The following is a 17,541-nucleotide window of genomic DNA, read 5'->3' as shown; positions in this document are numbered from 1 at the left end:
ACGCGTTGCGGTATCCGCCACGTTGAAGCCACCCCGATTCCACGGTGGAAGTATGACACGCTCCGTGTGGCTGAAAGCCGACGACGAGGTCGGCGACTGGGATTCCCGACGACGACGCATCACCGCCGGTCTGGAGGCGGGCGTCGACTGGGTGCTCGTGGACGAGAGCGACGTGGCCCGCGTCCGTGAACTGGGCGACGTGAACGTCGCGGCGTTCCGCGGCAGCGGCGGCGACGACGCGGCGTTCGTGGACGGCGACGGCGAGGTCGACGTCATCGAGGCCGAAGCAGGCGACGCCGAATCCGGCTCCGCCGACCCCGACGCCCTGTTCGTCGGCAAGGACGGCGAGGGCGACGGAACGGTCGACCTCCCCTCCGACTTCTCCGGTTCCGCCGACCTCTCGACGCTCCGGCGCGGCAGCGCGGACGGCGCGTACGTCCGCATCAAAGACGAGGAGTACGAATCGTTCGCGGAGGCGGCGGCCGACGACGCCGAGTACACCGTCGTCGTCGGCGAGGACTGGACCATCATCCCGCTGGAGAACCTCATCGCGCGCATCGGCGAGGAGACCGAACTCGTCGCCGGCGTCACCAGCGCCGACGAGGCGAAGACCGCCTTCGAGACGCTGGAGATCGGCGCGGACGCCGTCCTGCTGGACAGCGACGACCCGGACGAGATTCGCGCCACGGTCGCGGTCCGCGACGACGCCGAGCGCGAGACGCTCGACCTGGAGTGGGCGGAGATTCGGACCGTCGAGCGCACGGGAAGCGCCGACCGCGTCTGCGTCGACACGGGGAACCTGATGGACGGCGACGAGGGGATGCTGGTCGGGTCGATGTCGCGCGGTCTCTTTTTCGTCCACGCCGAAACCGCGGAGTCGCCGTACGTCGCCTCCCGGCCGTTCCGGGTGAACGCTGGCGCGGTCCACGCCTACGTCCGGACGCCTGACGGCGGGACGAAGTACCTCGCCGAACTCTCCAGCGGCGACGAGGTGCAGGTCGTCGACACGGACGGCAACACCCGCGAGGCGGTCGTCGGACGGGTGAAGATAGAGAAACGACCGATGTTCCGCATCGAGGTCGAGACCGAGGACGGCGACCGCGTGGAGACGCTGCTGCAGAACGCGGAGACCATCAAGGTCGCCACGCGGGACGGCCGGACCGCCGTCACGGACCTCGAAGTCGGAGACGAACTCCGCGTCTACCGCGAGCAGGGCGCTCGCCACTTCGGCGAGGCGATCGAGGAGAGCATCATCGAGAAGTAGAGCTCTCGTTCGGCGAGGGCTCTTCGTCGAGGCGCGCGGTACACCACTGACAGAAGTCCAGTTCCTCGTCCACCTCGCGACCGCACTCCGGGCACTTCGCCGTCACCGCGTCGGCGGACGCGCCCGTGGCCGCGGCGAGCGAGCGGTTACCCTGCTTCGCGGTCCAGTAGGCGTCGACGATGTTGACCGCCTGGACCGCGAGGATGGGGAGGACGACGTTCAGACCGAGGCCACGGGTCGCGTCGAGATACGCCTGCATTCCGCCGGACTCCACCGCCTGGAAGGTCGACTCCGGGATGACCACGAGCGCCGTGGTGACGGCGAAGCCGAACCAGAGGAGCGCACGAAGCCACTCGCGCAGGTAGACGTGGCCCAGGCCGGGGTAGACGAACGCGAACACGGCTGCCAGCCACGGACGTTTCCGAGCGTTGGTCACTGTCGACTGCTAGCGACCCCTGCGAGTTAAATGCTTCTTACCGCTCCCGCCACTCCGGTATTTCGACGTCCTCGACCAGGCGGCCACGACGGCGTCGTTCGACGGCGTTCGGGCGGACGTTCGGCGGGTCTATCGGACGACGGCACCGCGACTCGCCGTCCCCCCGCCGCGTCGCGTTCGACGTGTGACGCCGTTGGTATTAACCGGCAGCGAACCGCCACGACCGAAACCCTTTCAAAATCACGACTTAAATCCCCACTCGATGCGGAAGAGTGGCCCGCCGAGAGGCCTGATATCGTACCTGGTGCTCGAACTTCTGGACGAGAAACCGAGGTACGGCTACGAGATCCTGAAGGAGATACAGGACATAAGCGGCGGGCACTGGGAGCCGTCGTACGGCTCCGTCTACCCTATCCTCTACAAGTTCGAGGAGAAGGGCTGGGCCGAGCGCATCGAGCGCGAGGACGAACCCGACCGCAAGTACTTCGAACTGACCGACGAGGGGGCCGACGAACTGACGGAGAAGCGGCGAGAGAGCGGGGAGAAGGCCCGCGAGTTCGCCGACGTCATCCTGGGATTCTACCACGTCTACGTCGCGTTCGCGACCGACGAGCGGTTCGAGGTGGACTGTCCGGAGGACGAGTGGCAGTTCGACGAGACCTTCAGCTCGTGGATCGTCGAGCAGATGATTCGTCACCACGAGCGCGACTTCGACGAGTTCGAGCGCATCCCCGACACCCCCGAGGAGTTCTACGAGCGAATGGGCGTCGAGGAGTAGCTAGCCTGCCAGCAGGCGCGGCCCGAACAGCATCAGCACGAGACTGGTCAGCATCACCAGCCCCACGGCCGTCGTGATGGCCGTCGTCACCTGCCGGGGCTGGCTGGTCGGGAGCCGGGAGACGACCGCCTCGGCGCTCATCCGGAGGATGTGTCCCCCGTCGAGCGGGAACGCCGGGATGCAGTTGAAGAAGCCGAGGTTGAGGTTTATCCAGCCGGTCCAGAACAGCGCGTTCGCAAGCAGGAAGACGCCCCCGTCGAGCGCCGCGAGCGGCCCCTCGACCAGGAAGAAGTTGCTGTTCCAGGCGACGAAGCCGGCGAAGTTGTATCCGAGCGGGGTCGAGAGGTTGGCGAACGGCAGCAGCAGCGTCCCGGCGACGCCCATCAGGAACGACGCCACCGGACCGCCCCCGCCACCGAACTCCGAGAGGGACCCGCCGCCGAGCAGCGTCTCGAACGTCGAGGCGGGGTAGAGCCTCGTCCCGAAGCTACTGGTCGTGACGCCGGAGACGCCCGGGGCGACGCGGATGCCGACCAGCGCGTCCTCGCCGCTGCCGCCGAGTTCCACCGTGTAGTTCGCCCGGCGGTAGCTCCCGTCCTCGACGACGTACGCCTCGACGTCGACCGTCTGACCCGGCCGGTAGCCGTCGAGCACGGTCGTCAGGTCGCTCCGGTTGGCGACCCGCTCGCTGTCGATTGCCGTGACGACGACGTCGTCGCCCGGGGTCAGCGACGTGTCGTTCGCCAGCGCCCCGTCCTTCTGGACCGTCGACAGCGCGCCGATCGGTCCGGTCACGGTCGTCCCGTTCGCGATGCGAAGGGTGGCCACGGTGCGGTTCGAGAGCGCCCGGTTCAGTTCCTCCCCGGTGTGAACGTCGGTGCCGTTGACCGCGGTTATCGTCCGGTTCGTCCCGAACGTCGCGAACGGCGAGGTCTCGACCATCCCCGTGATCAGCAGCGACCGCTCGATGACCTTCTTCTGCGTCCGCTCGCCGTCGTCGACCGTGACCGAGACGGTCCGGCTGTCGACCTCCGCCAGCGCGTCCTCGAGGTCGGCGTTGCTCGTCACGTTCGTCCCGTTGACGGCGACGATGCGGTCGCCACGCTGGACGTCGGCGTCGTCGGCCGCCGAGTTCGGGAACACGCCGCCGACGGCGGCACCGGGTGCGACCCCGATAGCGCCGACCACGGGACCGAACAGTAGTGCGAACGCGAGGAGCGTGACGGCGAAGTTGTTCGTCACGCCCGCGGCGAACATCCGGCTCTGGCTCCCCCGGTCCGCATCGCGGCGGTTCTCCTCGTCAGGTTCGACGAACGCGCCGATGGGGAGGAACGCGAGCAGTGCCAGTCCCATCGACTCGATCTCGATGTCCTCGACGCGGCAGAACAGGCCGTGGCCCCCCTCGTGAACGACGAGACCGACCAGTAGCCCGAGCAGTATCTCCGGCGCGACCGACAGCGGCAGGAAGTCGTTCACGCCCGGTATGACGAGCACGTTCCGCGGCTGGGTGACCGCCGTCGGCTGCGGCGGGTTCTGTAGCACGGCGACTGCCTGCACCACGAGCAGGAGAAAGACGCTCGCCATCACGACGAGCGCGATACCGAGACCGAAGTTCCCCCACGCCCGCCAGAGCCGTTTCGGGCGGGCGAGACGTTCCAGCAGTTGCTTGCCACGTTGAGTGTGGACTGTCAGTATCGGCCCCTGCGTGCCGATATAGGAGGGCAACACGCCGTTGGTCCGGAGCGCGATGAGGGCACCCCAGTAGACCACCAGTCCGACGAGCACCCACACGAGCGTAGTCATCGGTCGAACGAAGGTTCGCGCCGCTCAAAGGCGTTGGGGAACGGGCCGGAAAAGAATTCAGTGAACGGACGAGCGGGGGTTACTCGGCAGTCTGCCAGTCTTCTTCGATTTCCTGCTGCTCGGCGTCGCCACCCTTGCGACCGCGGAACTTCTTGAGAGCGAAGGCGCCCGCGACGAGACCGCCGAGGACAACGACGCGACGGACGAGTTTCCCGATGACGCTGCCGCCGCTCTCCTCGGACTCGTCGACCTCGGACTCGTCGACCTCCGACTCGACCTCTTCGGTCACGTCGACGGCGTCGGTGGCCGTGCTCTCTTCGGGGACGGACGGCTCGCTCGACTCGTTCGATTCGCCGCGTTCGGTTCGTTTCAGTGCCGGCTTCTCCAGATTGAGTTCGATCAGGGCCATTGTAGTATCACCATTGAATTGCTGACGCGACTGCCAGCAAGACCATGCGCCTCCCAGTTCTGCTGTCAACCACTTTATTATGCAGTTGTTAGGAGGACGGTAATCGAATCATGTCTCTCGCATATGTTAACTCTGCCGGCGGTTCGACACTGCTCGCGTCGGTTCTCGTCTCTCTCCGGATTTCGACGCCGACGAGGTCGCTATCGACGTCGGTCGTCGAACGCGAAATAGCGCGAAAAATCGGGGTTCGAACGCTCAGTCGCGGCGAACGAGCAGTGCGACGCCGGCGAGCGCGGCGAGCGTGACGGCGAGACCGAACCCGGGCTGACCGTCGGTCGACGTGGTCGTCGCGGTCGTGTTCCCGTCGGTCGCGTTGTTACCGTTTCCGCTCTCGCTCTGGTACTGGACGCCGAGATATCCGGCGACGCTCTTCTGGTCCATCGAGGGGAACTCGCGGTCCCACTCGCCGGGCATGAGGACCTCGGTGTCGTCGTTCGCCACGGCGAGCGCTTTCACGTCCGACTTCGTCGCGTTCTCGCCGACGAGGTCTTTCACGTAGACGTAGGTCGTCGACGTGTCCTCGTTCGACCGTCCCGCGATGGCGGCGATTTCGGCGCCGCCGTAGCGACCGGCGAACGCGTCGCGCATGGCGGAGATGTTGTCGAACTTCGCGCCTGCCTCGACGGTCACCGTCCCCTTCTTCACGTTGGCGCTCATCTTGGCCTTCTTGAACTCGCTGTTCTGGAAGGCCTTCAGGAGCCGCATCGTCTGACCGTCCGCGGTGGGGTCGAGCGACGTCGCGGCCGAGTCGACGGCGCGCGAAATCATCTTCTGCTGGTTCAGTTCGAACGACGCCTCCGCGGTCACCTCGTCACCGTCGGAGTTCGCCGTCATCTCGAACGACGACGAGCCGACCGTGACGCCTTTCTCCTTCAGCGCGCTCACGTACGCGTCCCAGTTCTGCGTCCGGTAGTGGACTTCGGCGTCGACGGCCGCCGTTCCGGACCCGGTCGAGGACAGGTCGGCCGTCCACGTGACCTTCTGCTGGAGGTTCGCGGACTGCTGGGCCTGCAGGGTCTTCTTCAGGCGCTGGACGTCTTTCTTCTGCAGCCCCGACTGCTCGCTGTCGACGTTCTTGGCGATTTCGAGCGCGGCGAACAGCGCGCCGTCGTAGTTCTCGACCTTCGCGTCCCATTCGACGTTCATCTCGTTCTCCCGCTGGGACATCGCGAACCGGACGTGGTCGATTTCGAGCTTCTTGACCTTCGACGCGACGGTGCGGGCTTCCGACTGGCTCAGGTCGACCTCGCTGGACTGGGCGAGTTGCTGGGTCAGTGCCCGGGCGACGCCGTCCTTGACGCCCGAGTACTGGACGGTGTACTCCACGTCGACGGTGGCGGACTCGCCGTCCTCGCTGTAGTCGTAGTGGTCGATGGTGACCTGGGCCGACCCGCCGATGTTCTCGGCGGCCCGGGCGTACTGCGAACGCAGGTGGGCTTTGGCCGCTGAGCGGGAACTCCACTCGTCGCGCTGGTAGGAGCGGACGGTTCCGCTACGCTTGCCGTCCAGCACGTAGCCGTTCGCGGTCTCCTCGATGGCGTAGCTGAGGGACGTGTCGGAGCCCATGGGCATGGCGGTCTTCACGGTCGCCGTTCCCGACGTGCTGAGGCTGTTCGCGTCCATCGTGACGTGGCCGTCGGTGTGCGCCGACGAGAACGCCGCGGCCGACCCCCGCCGGTCTATCGTCGCCGTCAGCGTGGCGTCCATCTTCGCCCGCTTCTCGTTCTGGACGCCGGAGGCCGAAAGCGAGAGGCTCTGCAGGGTGTCCGGCCGGGGCATGGCCAGCGACCCGTTGCCGGCGATGCTGTCCGGCGTCATGACGACGTTCCCCTGGCCGGACACGCCGGAAGCGGAGTCCGTCTCCGTGGCGACCAGCAGGTGAACGAGACCCGACGTCATGTTCACGCCGATCTGGCCGGTTCCCTCCGACGTGCTGGACTCGTTGTAGGCGAGCACGGCGTCGCCGTTCTCGCGCACGTAGATGGTGTCTGCAGTTCGGACTTCGCCGTCTTCCGTCTGCAGTGCTGTACCGTCGATGGACTGTCCGGTGGGCGCCGTGGCTGCCACCGGTGCGATGAGCAGGACCAGCACCTGCATCACCGCGAGGATAGTGGACACTGTTTTTCTCCGACTCATAGACACCTCGTAGAAGTGTTATGATAAAATTCTTTGGTTACTGCGGTTATTTGCTAGACGGTATCGCGTTTCTTCCTACCATCCAGATTATCATGGCTCCCAGATGGCTTTTCACGCTGTGGGACGACGAAACGGGTATGACCTGGGACGAACTGTTCGACAGGGCCGCCCGGCACGCCACCGACGTACCGACCGTCCGCGAAGTGCTCGCGGAGCGCCGCGATGACTGACACGAATCCCGCCCGCGTCGTCGCCGACGCCGACGTGCTCGCGGCGGACCTCCTCGTCGGGGAAGACGCCCGACGCGCGCTGGACGTCGTCCGTCGCCACTCGTGGGTGGAACTCGTCGCCAGCGACCCCCTGCTGGACGACGCCGAGTACGTCGTGCGAGAACTGGCCGACGACGACCTCGCCGCCGACTGGCGAGCGAAGGTGGAGGACCTGCGGGTCCGCGTCGAGCACTCGCCCGGGGACCACCCCGCGCTCGCCAGCGCCTACGCCGGCGACGCCGCCCACGTCCTCTCCTACGACGACTCCCTCAGGAGCGCGAAGACCGGAGCGTCGCTCCAGGGCCGCGTCTCGCTGAGCGTCAAGCGCCCCGACGGCTTCGCCGCGCTGTTCGACGCCGAGAGCCTCTATCGGGCGGTCGTCGGCGGGGAGTACCCCGGACCCGACCGGGACGCGCGGGAGTAGCGCGCCGGCGACGGGAACGGCCGTCAGCGGTCTCCTCGCCACCGCCGGAGCGCGGCCGCGCCGCCGACGCCGCCCAGCGCCGCGAGCCAGCCGAACCCCGGCTGTCCCGTGCTCGACGTCGGGGAGTCGTCGCTCGTCTCGTCGTTCGCCGGGAAGCCGTTCGTCCCGGTGCCCGTCTTCCCCGTCGTCTTCTGCGTCGTCCGCCGCGTCGTCTGGGTCGTCTGGGACGTTTGGGTCGTCTGAGTCGTCTGGGTCGTCTGAGCCGTCTGGGTCGTCTCCCGCTTCGTTTCGGTGACGCCGAGGTCGTCGAGCGCCTCGCGGAGCGTGACGACGTCGAGGTCGCGGTCTTTCGCCATCCGGATGGCCAACCGAACTCGCTCCGGTGGGAGCCGCTCCTGCCACCAGCTGTGGCCGCCGAGAATGCCGAGGCCGTCGGCGTCCACGACGCGGTCGAGGAACGCCCCGAGGTCGGCTTTCGTCATCTTCCCGCGCCGGAACATGGCGCGCGAGAGGTGCGGGAGCGTGACGTCGTCGGGCCGGTGTACCTGCGCTCGACCGCCGATGGCGAGGCCGCCGTTCGCGACGGCCGTGTAGTACTCCCCGGCGAGTTCCTGCGTCCGTGCGCCGTACCCGCCGTACGGCATCACGATGTTCGTGACGGTCACGCCGAGGTCCTCGAGTTGCGCCTTCGAGTCGCCGAGCGCACCGTGCAGTATCTCGTCGGTGTACCGCTCGATCACGCCGTCGTCGGCCGCGAACGACCGCCCGACGGGCCCCCTGAGCTTCACGAACTCGCCTCGCTCGTCTTCCCCCTTCCCGGCGACCGTCACGGTCGTCGACGCGCTCCCGTCGGTGACGAAGAGGTCGTCGCCCGGCCGGTCGCCGTGGTGGTTGGTCTTCACGTAGAGTCGCCGGTCGTCGGGGGCGACGTCGCGCGTGACCGTGATGTCCCCCAGCGCGCGGTGGTGAACGGAGTGGGACATTATCTCCCACCCCTCGTCTTCGAGTTCGCGGAGTCGCGCCGCGTCGAGCGTGCCGTCGTTCCCGACGTACGCGGCGGGTACCGCCGAACATCCCGGTACGCCCTCCTTGCGGTGGGCCTTCCGGTAGGTGTGGGTGTAGTCCTTGACGGGACCGTCGTCGTAGGTGAACACCACTTTCCCGTTCGTGTCGGCGGCGAATACCAACCCCGTGACGAGCGTCGCGCCGGTGGCAGCGGTCAGGCCCGCCCGGAGCGCACCGCGTCGCGTCGTGGCGAGCGTCTCGTCGCTCACGCCGACCGCTCCCCCGGGGCCTCGTTCGACGACGGTCGCAGCGTCCGCGTCACGTTCGGTTTCGGGTCCTCGACCACGGTGCCGTCGGCGTCGAGGGCCGCGTTCGGTGCTCGCTCGTCGCCGGCGAGATTTGGTTCCGAGAGTCGCATCGGTTCGTCCGCGGCGACAACTCGCACTTAACTTGTTACGAGCGTGCTACGCCGCGCGTACGCGGCACCTTCTCGCTCGCCGCCGGCCGGTAGGCGACGCGAACTCCGCGGTACGCCCGAGAATCCGGACCGCTCACTCCTCTCGCTCCGCCAGCCAGTCGGCGAACTTCGCCAGCGCGCGTCCCCGGTGGGAGACGGCGTTTTTCTCCTCGGTGCTCATCTCCGCGAGCGTCTGGCCCTCGTGTTCGAAGATGGGGTCGTAGCCGAACCCACCGTCGCCGCGCGGCGCAACGATGCGGCCGGGGACCGCGCCCTCGAACGTCTCCGTGCGCTCGCCGTCGTGGTAGGCGACGACGCCGCGGAACCGCGCGCGGCGGTTCTCCTCCCGCTCGGCGAGTCGCCAGACGCGCTCGACGCCGAGCGTGTCCTCGACGTACGCAGAGTACGGGCCGGGGAATCCGCCGAGCGCGTCGACGAACAGGCCGGCGTCGTCGACGACGACGGGGTCGTCGCCGCCCGTCTCCGCGAACGCCTCCTCCGCGCCGTGGACGGCGATGGCGGCGAGGTCGTCGCTCTGTATCTCGGTGTAGTCGTACTCGACCTGCTCGACGTCGTCGTCGAGGTACTCCCGGGCCTCGCGGACCTTCCCCTCGTTGCCGGTGACGAACCGAATCATGTGCGAGGCGTGGCGTGCGCGGAGGAAATAGCCGTTGGTTCGGCCCGCTCGCGGTCGCGTCGGAACCCCGAACGCGGAATCGAGTCGGTGTGCCCGTCGACCGGTCAGTCGTCGTCGACGACGACTTCGACCGGTTCGTCCTCGACGGTGCGCTCTTCGCCCTCGTTCTCGTGCCAGTAGAGGACGCCGGCGACGACCAGGATTATCCACGACCGCCAGTTGGCGAGGTTGAGCGTGTAGCCGACCCCGAACGGTTTCTCGACGAGCATCCCCTCGCCGGGCTGCCAGTAGGCTGACAGCATCCGGCCGACGCTGGGTCGCTCGAAGTTGTACGGGACGCCGAAGATCGTTCCGGCAGTTTCCTTGTCGGACATGCGATACGGGTTTGTCCGCCCCGACCATAGCGTTTGGGGCACGCGGTCGTCCGCCGACCGTTCCCCGACCTGCGTTCCGCCGTCCTGCGCTGCCCGTGCCCGGGGAAAGGCCCATTACGCCCGGAGACCAACGCTTCGACATGCCACAGCGCAGTCGGACGCGAGAGACCGACGACGTCGAGGAGCTGCTCGGCGACGGGGAGTCGACCGAGCGGTCGGCCGGCGAGTCGTCCGGTCGGGGCTTCCGTGCCCGCGCCAAGCAGCGGGCCGTCGACGTCTTCTCGCCGCGCTACTTCCTCGTCGCGGCCGTGGTGTCGTCGGTAGCGATATTCTTCGGCGGTACGCTCGTCCCGCTGGTCGGCGACGTCACCGGCTTCGTCGCGGTGTTTCTCGCGTCGTTCCTCCTCGGCGCCATTACCAGCGACTCGCGCATCCTCGAGACCGCCGCCGGCGGTGCGGTCGCTGGCGGACTCGGGTTCCTGCTCCAGAACCTGGCGTGGATGGTGGTCGGCGGATTGCCGATAGCCGCCGTCGGCGTCGGCGCGGGTCTGCTCGCCGGCGGTCTCGGCGCGTACTTCGGCGGCGACCTGCGCGACGGCCTCACCCGAGATATCTGAGCTACGCCGACAGCGCCCATCGGTCGCCGTCGCGTTCGACGACGGCCTCACCCGAGATATCTGAGCTACGCCGACAGCGCCCATCGGTCGCCGTCGCGTTCGACGACGCCCTGGTCGGCCATGCCGGAGAGCTGGCGTTCGACGACGTGGTCCGGCGCACGCACTTCCTCGCTGACCTCCGATATCGTCTCCGCGCCGGCGGCGAGCGCGGCCAGTATCTCGGCCCGGAGGTGTCCCTCGTCGTCGCCGTCGACCGCCTCGGAGAGCGAATCGAGTACGTCCGTGATGCGTCCGTGGACCCACCGCTGGGCGAGCGACAGCTCGCCTTTGAGCTCCTCCAGGCAGTTGAGCTGTTCCGCGAGGACCGCGATTTCGTCGACGTTCTCGTCGTCCAGCGCGTCGTCGGAAGCGGTCGTCGTCTCCTCGCACGCTCCCTGTTCGTTCACTATCACCTCGTCGCCGTTGCCGTCCATCTCGACCTCCAGCGAGAGATACCGGCAGGCGCTCACGTCGAGGCTAGCGCTGGCGGGATAGGCGCTCTTCATCCCGAACTCGTAGGGGGAGACGTCCACCTCCAGGCGCAGGTTCCGGGAGATGTGGAAGTACTTGCGGCGCTGATCGTCGGTCCGGCTCTCGACCAGCCCTGCCTCCTCCAGCTTGCGGAGGTGGTCGATGACCGCTTTGGGGCTGACACCGAGGTAGTCGCTTATCTCCGTAACGTAGCAGGGCTTGTGCGAGAGCAGTCGCAGGATGCGTCTGCGATTTTCGTTACCGAGGATGTCGAGCAGCGCAGCGGAATCCATTCACGTCCGGGGTTTAGTCGCGTGAACTGAAAAGGGTGTCTCTCGCCGTTCAGACGACCGGTCTGGCCGCGACGGCGGTGACGGTGACCTCCTCACCCGTCGAAAGCAGGGTCACGCCCCCGTTCCCCTGTCCGTCACCCGTTCCGACGCCGTTCCCCGGTTCGCTGTCGTTGCCGGACCCGTTCGCGTCGTTCCCCGGCCCCACGTCCGTGCCGTTGCCGGGGCCGACGTCAGTACCGTTGCCGGGACCGACGTCGGTCTCGTTCCCCGAGACGACGCCGTTCCCGTTACCGTTCCCGTTCCCCTGACCGACGCCGGTCCCGTTTCCGGTAGAGTTGTTGCCGGCCGGAACGTCGACGCTACCGACCGACCCGGCGACCGCCGCCGCTTTCGGCCCTATCGCCGACGAGGCGCGCTTTTCGAGGCGACCGACCGTCTGGACCTCCGCGCCGACTGCTCGCGCTCTCGGCTCGGTTTCGTTGACCGCTTGCTGGATAGCCTGGATGCGACTGACGACGCCGCTCATCTGTGCACGGTACTGGAGTTCGTCTATCTTCCCGTTCTGGTAGGCGTCGATGATGGCCTGCTTTTCCTCCTGGAGGGTGTCGAGTTTCCGTCCGAGGTCGTCGACCTGGCTCCTGACGAGTTTCTGTCTGGCCGACCGATTGTCGGTCGCGTTGAACCGGGCGACCCACATACCGGTCTCGACCGCACCCTGCGTCTCGGTGGAACTGGCCTGCATGAACGACGATATCTCTGTTCCGAGCGAATCGTTGGTGGCGTTCTTCTGGAGTGACCGGTCGTCCGACTGGAGCGACTGGTCGTTCGTTTCGAACGACCGCAGGTCGTCGGAGGACGTGGAGGGCGTCGGCCCTGCGGCGGTGGGCACCGCCGCGACGAATGCCCCACAGATGGCAATCGCCGCCAGCAGGACGGCTCGAGCGGAGTTCATCACTACGGCGTTACCCAGCCATTCCTTAAAAAAACGGACATTCGTTCGTTCCGTTTACATGCCGAATCGAAGCGCTGAGAGCAGCGCTAAGCGTTTAAAACTCGATCAGGGCCGGTGTAGTCGGTCGAGCGAACGGTCCGCGGCGACGACGGCCAACACTGACAGTGCAACGGTCGCCGCCACGAGCAGCGGGCCGGGGTCGTAGCGCAGCGGCGGATGAAACCCGAACCAGTAGTCGAGTACGTCGTTGACGAGCGCGAGAGCGAGCGCCGCCGCCAGCGCGCCTCGGGTCGTCGTTCCGTAGTGCGGGACGAGGTACGCCTCCGCGACGAACGCCAGGTGGGTGAGGAGGATTCCCCAGTAGTCCCACACCGCCGCGGGGTCCCACGGCGGCCCGAAGTACGCCGGGAATCCGAGGTTGAGCGCGAGGAACGTCCAGAGGCCCATCTTCACCAGCCAGACGAAGGCGATGGTGTGGAGGTACGCGAGCGGCCGGTTCTGCGGTGCCTCGTCGAGTCGGTTCCCGAGGTTCGGAAGCAGCGTCACCAGCGACGCTGCCACGAGGGCGAGCGCGGTCGGCGAGTCGGCGTACAGCGGCCAGAGGAACGTCGGCACCGCCGGCATCGTCTCGACGTAGAACCGGATGCCGACGAGGATGGCGGCGGCGTTGACGACGAGCAGCCAGACGAGGCTCGGCGCGTTCTCCAGGTAGTAACGCGCGTACCGCTCCGGAATCCCCATGGTCGGTGTCGCGCAGAGCACGACCAAATGTCTACTGCAACGAGTCGGCCGGGAGTCGGCCCCTTCGAGTGCGGTTCGCCCGCGTCCGCGACGCCGTTAAACCGTTCGCCGTTCGCCGGCTATCCCTCGCGACGGAGCCGTCGGAGGACGAACTGGCGGTCGAGGCTGGCCAGGAACGGCCCGAGTTTCGGCCCCGTCTCCTCGTCGAAGAAGAGCCGGTAACCGGTGGCGAAGAAGTCGCCGACGTCGATGTCGTGACGCTTCGCCGTCTCGTAGATCTCGCCCTGGACCGCCTCGGGGTCGTGACCGTCCGCGATGAAGTCGGCGAGTTCGTCCAGCGCCGCCTCCGTCTCGGCGTCGAGTTCGACGTCGGGCATCTCGGTGCGCTTCAGGTCGTAGTTGTAGGCGTTGTCGGTGCGGTCGGCCCACTCGCTGGCGCGTTCGACGCGGCCGAGGGCGTACTCGACCGCCCAGTCGGGGTCGTCGTCGGCGAGGTGGCCCTCGCGGCGGGCGATGTCCTCGCGGAGGTCGGGGTCGTCGGTCATCCCGAGCACGGCGGCGAACGTGTAGGGGAGTCGGACGCGGTCCACGAACGTCTCGTCGACGACGTCGTCGTACCGGGCCCGTTCGTCGTGGTCGGCGAGAGGGACGCTGTCGCGGTCCGGCGTCGGAATCGGGTCGCCGCTCGCGTCGAACCGCGCGGCGACGGTCGGGCGAGCGACCGCCGGGTAGGCGGCGTCCGCCACGTCCTCGGCTCTCGTCGTCTCCTCGTCGTCACTGGTCGCCTCGACTGCGTCGCGCTCGCCGAAGTAGACCTGCTCGAACTCGTCGAACTCGTCGACGAGGAACTCCAGGTGTTCGACGCTGAAGTCCCGGGCCTTGCTCGGGTCCTTCGTGAAGAAGTACCGGAGGACCTCTGGCTCGATGGTTTCGAGCACGTCCTGGACCATGACGACGTGACCGCCCGAGGAGGAGAACGGTTCGCCTTCGAGCGTGAACCACTCGTAGGCCATCGGCGTCGGCGGGACGTCCCCGAAGACGTTCCGCGCGACGTCCGAACCGGAGGGCCACGAGCCCTCGGCGTGGTCCTTGCCGAACGGCTCGAAGTCGACGCCGAGCACTCGCCACTGGGCGGGCCACTCGAACCGCCACGGGAGCTTCCCCTCCCGGAGCGTCGCGGTACCCTCGTGGCCGCAGCCCTCGATGGTCCGGTCGCCGGCCTCCATGTCCGTGCAGACGTAGTCGACGGTGCCCTCGTCGGGACGGACCGCGGTCACCGTCTCGGTTATCTTGCCACACTCCCCACAGATGGGGTTGAACGGGACGTACTCCTCGTCCACCTTGTCCTGGTAGGCCGAGAGCACCTCGCGAGCCTCCTCGCGGTGTTCCAGAACGTAGCGAGTGACGTCCTCGAACTCGCCGGACTCGTACAGCTCCGTGTTCGAGACCATCTCGACGGGGATGCCGAGCAGTTCCGCGCTACGCTCGATGAGGTTCGAGAAGTGGTCGCCGTAGGAGTCACAGCAGCCGAAGGGGTCCGGAATCGCCGTGTAGGGCTTGCCGAGGTTCCGACCCAGGGCGCCGGCGTTCACGTCGCCCAGATCGACGACGTTGCCGTCGAGGTCGGCGAGTTTCCGGGGTACCTTCCGGAGCGGGTCGCGGTCGTCGGCGGTGAACACCTGCCGGACCTCCCGGCCGCGGTCGCGCAGCGCTTCCGCGACGAAGTAGCCCCGCACGATCTCGTTCATGTTGCCGAGATGCGGGACGCCGGACGGCGAGATGCCGCCCTTGATGACGACGGGGTCGTCGCTCCGGTCGGGGTCGTCTGCCAGTCGCTCCAGGATTCGGTCGGCGACCGACTCGGCCCAGAAGGCGTGCCCGTCGGCCTCCTGGAGGAGGTAGGGGTCGTCGTCGGGGTGCGGTTCGCGGCTGGCCTGCTCGTCGCTCATAGCTCCTCTGTCACCCAGTAGTTCATCTCGTCGTCCGCGCCCGTCGGGATGATGTCGGTGCCGCCGTGGTCTCCACGGCGGACGGCGTCGCCGATGCGCCCCGGTTCGGTGCCGTCGAGGACGATGGTGCGAACGCCCGAGCGCTCGATGAGTTTCGCGGCGAGGAGGTCGACGGGTGCGGAACTCCCGGCGTTCATCTCCAGGTCGGCGATGACGTCCACGAGTTCGCTCGCCGACAGTTCGTCGAACTTCGTGGCGTCGTCTACCTCGTTGGGGTCGTCGCTGAACACGCCGGGGACGCTCGTCGCGTAGACGAGCAGGTCGGCGTTCGTGTACTCCGCGAGCGCGGCGCTGACGGCGTCGGTCGTCTGCCCGGGCATCACGCCGCCCATGATGGCGACGTCGCCGCGGTGCATGGCGGCCCCGGCCTCCTCGTACGTCTCGGCGGGGCTCGGGGCGGCCCGTTCGCCGAGCGCCGCGATGAGCAGGCGGGCGTTCAACCGCGTAACGTCGATGCCGATGTCGTCCAGTTCTATCTCGTTCGCACCGAGTTCCCGGGCGGTCCCGATGTAATCGCGGGCGACGCCCCCGCCCCCGACGACGGCGCCGATAGTACACCCCTCCTCAGCCAGTGACTCGATGACGGCGGCGTGCTCGCGAACGCGTCGAGAGTCGAGATCTGGCGCGAGCACGCTACCGCCAATGGAGACGACCACCTTCATGCTATCGCGGAATTACCCGGACGCGGCCTTAAGCGTTCTCAACTTCGGGGGCGACCCGGCCACCGTCCGCGTTCTCGTTGGCCGTTCGACGGGCGCAATCGACGCCGATTCCGGTCCCGACCGAAGGCTAAAAGCCCCTTCCGACCATCTCTGCGCCCATGCAGATAGTGGGCGTCTGCGGTCCCGGTGCGGACCGCGTCGGCGACCGTCTCGCCGCTCGTCTCGGGGACGCGGGCCGGGTCGCAACCGTCGAACGCGGAGCGGTCGACGCGACGGACGCGTCCGCCGAGACCGCAAGCACCGCCGTCGAACTCCGGGCGGACCAGTGGCGGGCTCGCGGCGGTAGACGCGACCTCCCCCAGGTCCTCGACGACCTCGCCCCCGACCACGACTACGCCGTCGTCGTCGGCTTCCCCGGCGCGCGAGTGCCGCAGGTCGCGCTCGGTGACGCCGACCCGGCGGGCGAGGTGCTCGTCGACGCGACCGACGCCGACGCGCTCGACCTCGACGGCGTCCGCGACGCGCTCGACGACGTCGAACCGTACGAGACCCTGGAGTCCCTGGTCGAACGCGCGAAATCCTCCCCGGACGCCGACCGCTCCGGAGCCATCGCGACGTTCACTGGGCGCGTCCGCGCGAAAGACGGTCCGGACGACGACCCGACGGAGTACCTCGAGTTCCAGAAGTACGAAAGCGTCGCGGACGAACGCATGGCCGCGATACGCGAGGAACTCGAAGCGCGCGACGGCGTCTTCGAGGTGCTCTTGCACCACCGGACCGGCGTCGTCGAAGCGGGCGAGGACATCGTGTTCGTCGTCGTCCTCGCCGGTCACCGCGAAGAGGCCTTTCGCACCGTCGAGGACGGCATCGACCGGCTCAAGGCGGAAGTCCCGCTGTTCAAGAAGGAAGTGACGACCGACGAGGAGTTCTGGGTCCACAAACGGTCCTGAGGCCCCTCCGTCTCCGGTCTCGCCGCCCCGTCTTCGCCGTGACCGGGGACGACTCGTTCCCTCGAACGTCCCGCTCGCCGTCGACTCGGCCGCGTCCCGCGGTCGACCCCGGACGAAGCCGTGGGAAACGCGACTACTTCGGTCCTTTTCGTCCCGTTTTTCAATCAGGAGGGTATTTCTGGAAACAAAATGAGAGGGGCGGTTTTGAACTTTTTAACGCTCGCAGAAAAGTCCGTAAAACGTCGTTTTTACTCTGATTTACGTCTCTTTCCGGCCGAAAGTGGCGAAAGCGGTCCGAAACGACCCGAAGCTTCCTTTCTTTATAACATCCCCCGAGGCAAAGGGGGTGATGGAGTCAGAACATGAGCGCAACCTCGCAGACCGCCACTGAAAGCCCTGAACCGGAGAGCAAAGAGGAACGCCTGAAACAGTACCTGTGCGAGAAAGCCAGCGACGGCGAGATGTACTTCAAGAGCAAGTTCATCGCCGACGAAGTCGGTCTCTCCGCGAAGGAGATCGGTGCGCTGATGGTGAAGCTGAAAGACTGCGCGGAGCTCGAGGTCGAGAAGTGGTCGTACACGAGCGCGACCACCTGGCGCGTGGCTCCGGCCTGATCCAGGGCAACCGGTCCCCGCTCCGAGCCCTCGCTTTCGGAGTCTCCCCGTCGCCCGCCCCCGTCCGGCCTTCCCGACTAGCCACCCCGACCGTCCGCTTCGACCCCTCTCCGACCGCCCGTCTCGACCACCCTCCCCGAC

At 67.4% G+C, this 17,541-nt stretch carries 19 protein-coding genes; 6 read left to right on the top strand and 13 right to left on the bottom strand.

Translation table 11 applies throughout. From position 1 onward, the window contains the following. Nucleotides 1-52 precede the first annotated feature (52 nt). A complete protein-coding gene (locus ACTF4R_RS10900) occupies nucleotides 53-1,264 on the top strand; it encodes a 3-dehydroquinate synthase II (protein ID WP_440007858.1) in 1,212 nt (403 codons plus the stop codon). Here the strand turns inward: ACTF4R_RS10900 and ACTF4R_RS10895 are convergent. Next, a complete protein-coding gene (locus ACTF4R_RS10895) occupies nucleotides 1,251-1,700 on the bottom strand; it encodes a DUF7575 domain-containing protein (RefSeq protein ID WP_433625389.1) in 450 nt (149 codons plus the stop codon). The two genes, ACTF4R_RS10900 and ACTF4R_RS10895, sit on opposite strands and share 14 nt — an antisense overlap. Before the next feature lie 262 nt (nucleotides 1,701-1,962). On the opposite strand from ACTF4R_RS10895, the gene ACTF4R_RS10890 reads away from it, so the two are divergent. Next, nucleotides 1,963-2,478: a PadR family transcriptional regulator gene (locus tag ACTF4R_RS10890; protein WP_440007857.1), complete on the top strand. Its 516-nt coding sequence runs from the start codon at nucleotides 1,963-1,965 to the stop codon at nucleotides 2,476-2,478. Here ACTF4R_RS10890 and ACTF4R_RS10885 read toward each other — a convergent pair whose 3' ends face one another. The 3 genes from ACTF4R_RS10885 to ACTF4R_RS10875 all read right to left on the bottom strand — a co-directional run bounded on the left by ACTF4R_RS10885 (nucleotide 2,479) and on the right by ACTF4R_RS10875 (nucleotide 6,886). Then, complete coding sequence (locus tag ACTF4R_RS10885) at nucleotides 2,479-4,281, bottom strand: site-2 protease family protein (RefSeq protein ID WP_440007856.1); 1,803 nt, start codon at nucleotides 4,279-4,281, stop codon at nucleotides 2,479-2,481. A 79-nt stretch (nucleotides 4,282-4,360) separates the two neighbouring features. Further along, nucleotides 4,361-4,690 (bottom strand): hypothetical protein, encoded by a 330-nt coding sequence (locus ACTF4R_RS10880; RefSeq protein ID WP_440007855.1) that lies wholly within the window; start codon nucleotides 4,688-4,690, stop codon nucleotides 4,361-4,363. 255 nt (nucleotides 4,691-4,945) lie between these two features. Further along, nucleotides 4,946-6,886, bottom strand: coding sequence for a PGF-CTERM sorting domain-containing protein (locus ACTF4R_RS10875; RefSeq protein WP_440007854.1), 1,941 nt, complete (start codon nucleotides 6,884-6,886; stop codon nucleotides 4,946-4,948). A 222-nt stretch (nucleotides 6,887-7,108) separates the two neighbouring features. Between ACTF4R_RS10875 and ACTF4R_RS10870 the strand changes: the two genes are divergently transcribed. After that, entirely contained in the window at nucleotides 7,109-7,579 is a 471-nt protein-coding gene (locus tag ACTF4R_RS10870; protein WP_433625378.1) for a DUF7384 family protein, read from the top strand. Nucleotides 7,580-7,602: 23 nt separating this feature from the next. On the opposite strand, the gene ACTF4R_RS10865 is transcribed toward ACTF4R_RS10870, so the two are convergent. From ACTF4R_RS10865 to ACTF4R_RS10850, 4 genes are all read right to left on the bottom strand, one after another. Continuing rightward, nucleotides 7,603-8,853: a polysaccharide deacetylase family protein gene (locus ACTF4R_RS10865; protein ID WP_440007853.1), complete on the bottom strand. Its 1,251-nt coding sequence runs from the start codon at nucleotides 8,851-8,853 to the stop codon at nucleotides 7,603-7,605. Next, entirely contained in the window at nucleotides 8,850-9,002 is a 153-nt protein-coding gene (locus ACTF4R_RS10860) for a hypothetical protein (RefSeq protein WP_440007852.1), read from the bottom strand. The genes ACTF4R_RS10865 and ACTF4R_RS10860 overlap by 4 nt, the downstream gene beginning before the upstream one ends. Before the next feature lie 133 nt (nucleotides 9,003-9,135). Continuing rightward, complete coding sequence (locus ACTF4R_RS10855) at nucleotides 9,136-9,678, bottom strand: XTP/dITP diphosphatase (RefSeq protein ID WP_440007851.1); 543 nt, start codon at nucleotides 9,676-9,678, stop codon at nucleotides 9,136-9,138. A 104-nt stretch (nucleotides 9,679-9,782) separates the two neighbouring features. Then, nucleotides 9,783-10,052 carry a DUF5808 domain-containing protein gene (locus ACTF4R_RS10850; protein ID WP_113276900.1) on the bottom strand — a complete coding sequence of 90 codons (270 nt, stop codon included), beginning with the start codon at nucleotides 10,050-10,052 and terminating at the stop codon, nucleotides 9,783-9,785. 140 nt (nucleotides 10,053-10,192) lie between these two features. On the opposite strand from ACTF4R_RS10850, the gene ACTF4R_RS10845 reads away from it, so the two are divergent. After that, entirely contained in the window at nucleotides 10,193-10,669 is a 477-nt protein-coding gene (locus ACTF4R_RS10845; protein WP_440007850.1) for a hypothetical protein, read from the top strand. A 65-nt stretch (nucleotides 10,670-10,734) separates the two neighbouring features. On the opposite strand, the gene ACTF4R_RS10840 is transcribed toward ACTF4R_RS10845, so the two are convergent. The 5 genes from ACTF4R_RS10840 to pyrH all read right to left on the bottom strand — a co-directional run bounded on the left by ACTF4R_RS10840 (nucleotide 10,735) and on the right by pyrH (nucleotide 15,836). After that, nucleotides 10,735-11,472, bottom strand: coding sequence for an ArsR/SmtB family transcription factor (locus ACTF4R_RS10840; protein ID WP_440007849.1), 738 nt, complete (start codon nucleotides 11,470-11,472; stop codon nucleotides 10,735-10,737). 49 nt (nucleotides 11,473-11,521) lie between these two features. Continuing rightward, on the bottom strand, nucleotides 11,522-12,424 hold the full coding sequence (locus tag ACTF4R_RS10835; RefSeq protein ID WP_440007848.1) for a DUF7096 domain-containing protein: 903 nt from the start codon (nucleotides 12,422-12,424) through the stop codon (nucleotides 11,522-11,524). Between the two features lie 105 nt (nucleotides 12,425-12,529). Then, nucleotides 12,530-13,165 carry a DUF1405 domain-containing protein gene (locus ACTF4R_RS10830; protein ID WP_433625356.1) on the bottom strand — a complete coding sequence of 212 codons (636 nt, stop codon included), beginning with the start codon at nucleotides 13,163-13,165 and terminating at the stop codon, nucleotides 12,530-12,532. 119 nt (nucleotides 13,166-13,284) lie between these two features. Further along, entirely contained in the window at nucleotides 13,285-15,114 is a 1,830-nt protein-coding gene (lysS, locus tag ACTF4R_RS10825; RefSeq protein WP_440007847.1) for a lysine--tRNA ligase, read from the bottom strand. Then, nucleotides 15,111-15,836, bottom strand: a complete 726-nt coding sequence (gene pyrH / locus ACTF4R_RS10820) for a UMP kinase (RefSeq protein ID WP_440007846.1) — start codon at nucleotides 15,834-15,836, stop codon at nucleotides 15,111-15,113. Before pyrH ends, lysS begins: the two co-directional genes overlap by 4 nt. A 158-nt stretch (nucleotides 15,837-15,994) precedes the next feature. Here pyrH and ACTF4R_RS10815 point away from each other — a divergent pair, with 158 nt between their 5' ends. Then, on the top strand, nucleotides 15,995-16,786 hold the full coding sequence (locus ACTF4R_RS10815; RefSeq protein ID WP_440007845.1) for a molybdopterin synthase: 792 nt from the start codon (nucleotides 15,995-15,997) through the stop codon (nucleotides 16,784-16,786). Nucleotides 16,787-17,148: 362 nt separating this feature from the next. Beyond that, a complete protein-coding gene (locus ACTF4R_RS10810) occupies nucleotides 17,149-17,400 on the top strand; it encodes a DUF7123 family protein (protein ID WP_440007844.1) in 252 nt (83 codons plus the stop codon). Nucleotides 17,401-17,541: the final 141 nt, after the last annotated feature.

Source organism: Halomicrococcus pelagicus, assembly GCF_051917725.1.
Lineage (GTDB): Archaea > Halobacteriota > Halobacteria > Halobacteriales > Haladaptataceae > Halomicrococcus.
This window is presented reverse-complemented; position numbering and strand designations above follow the sequence as displayed.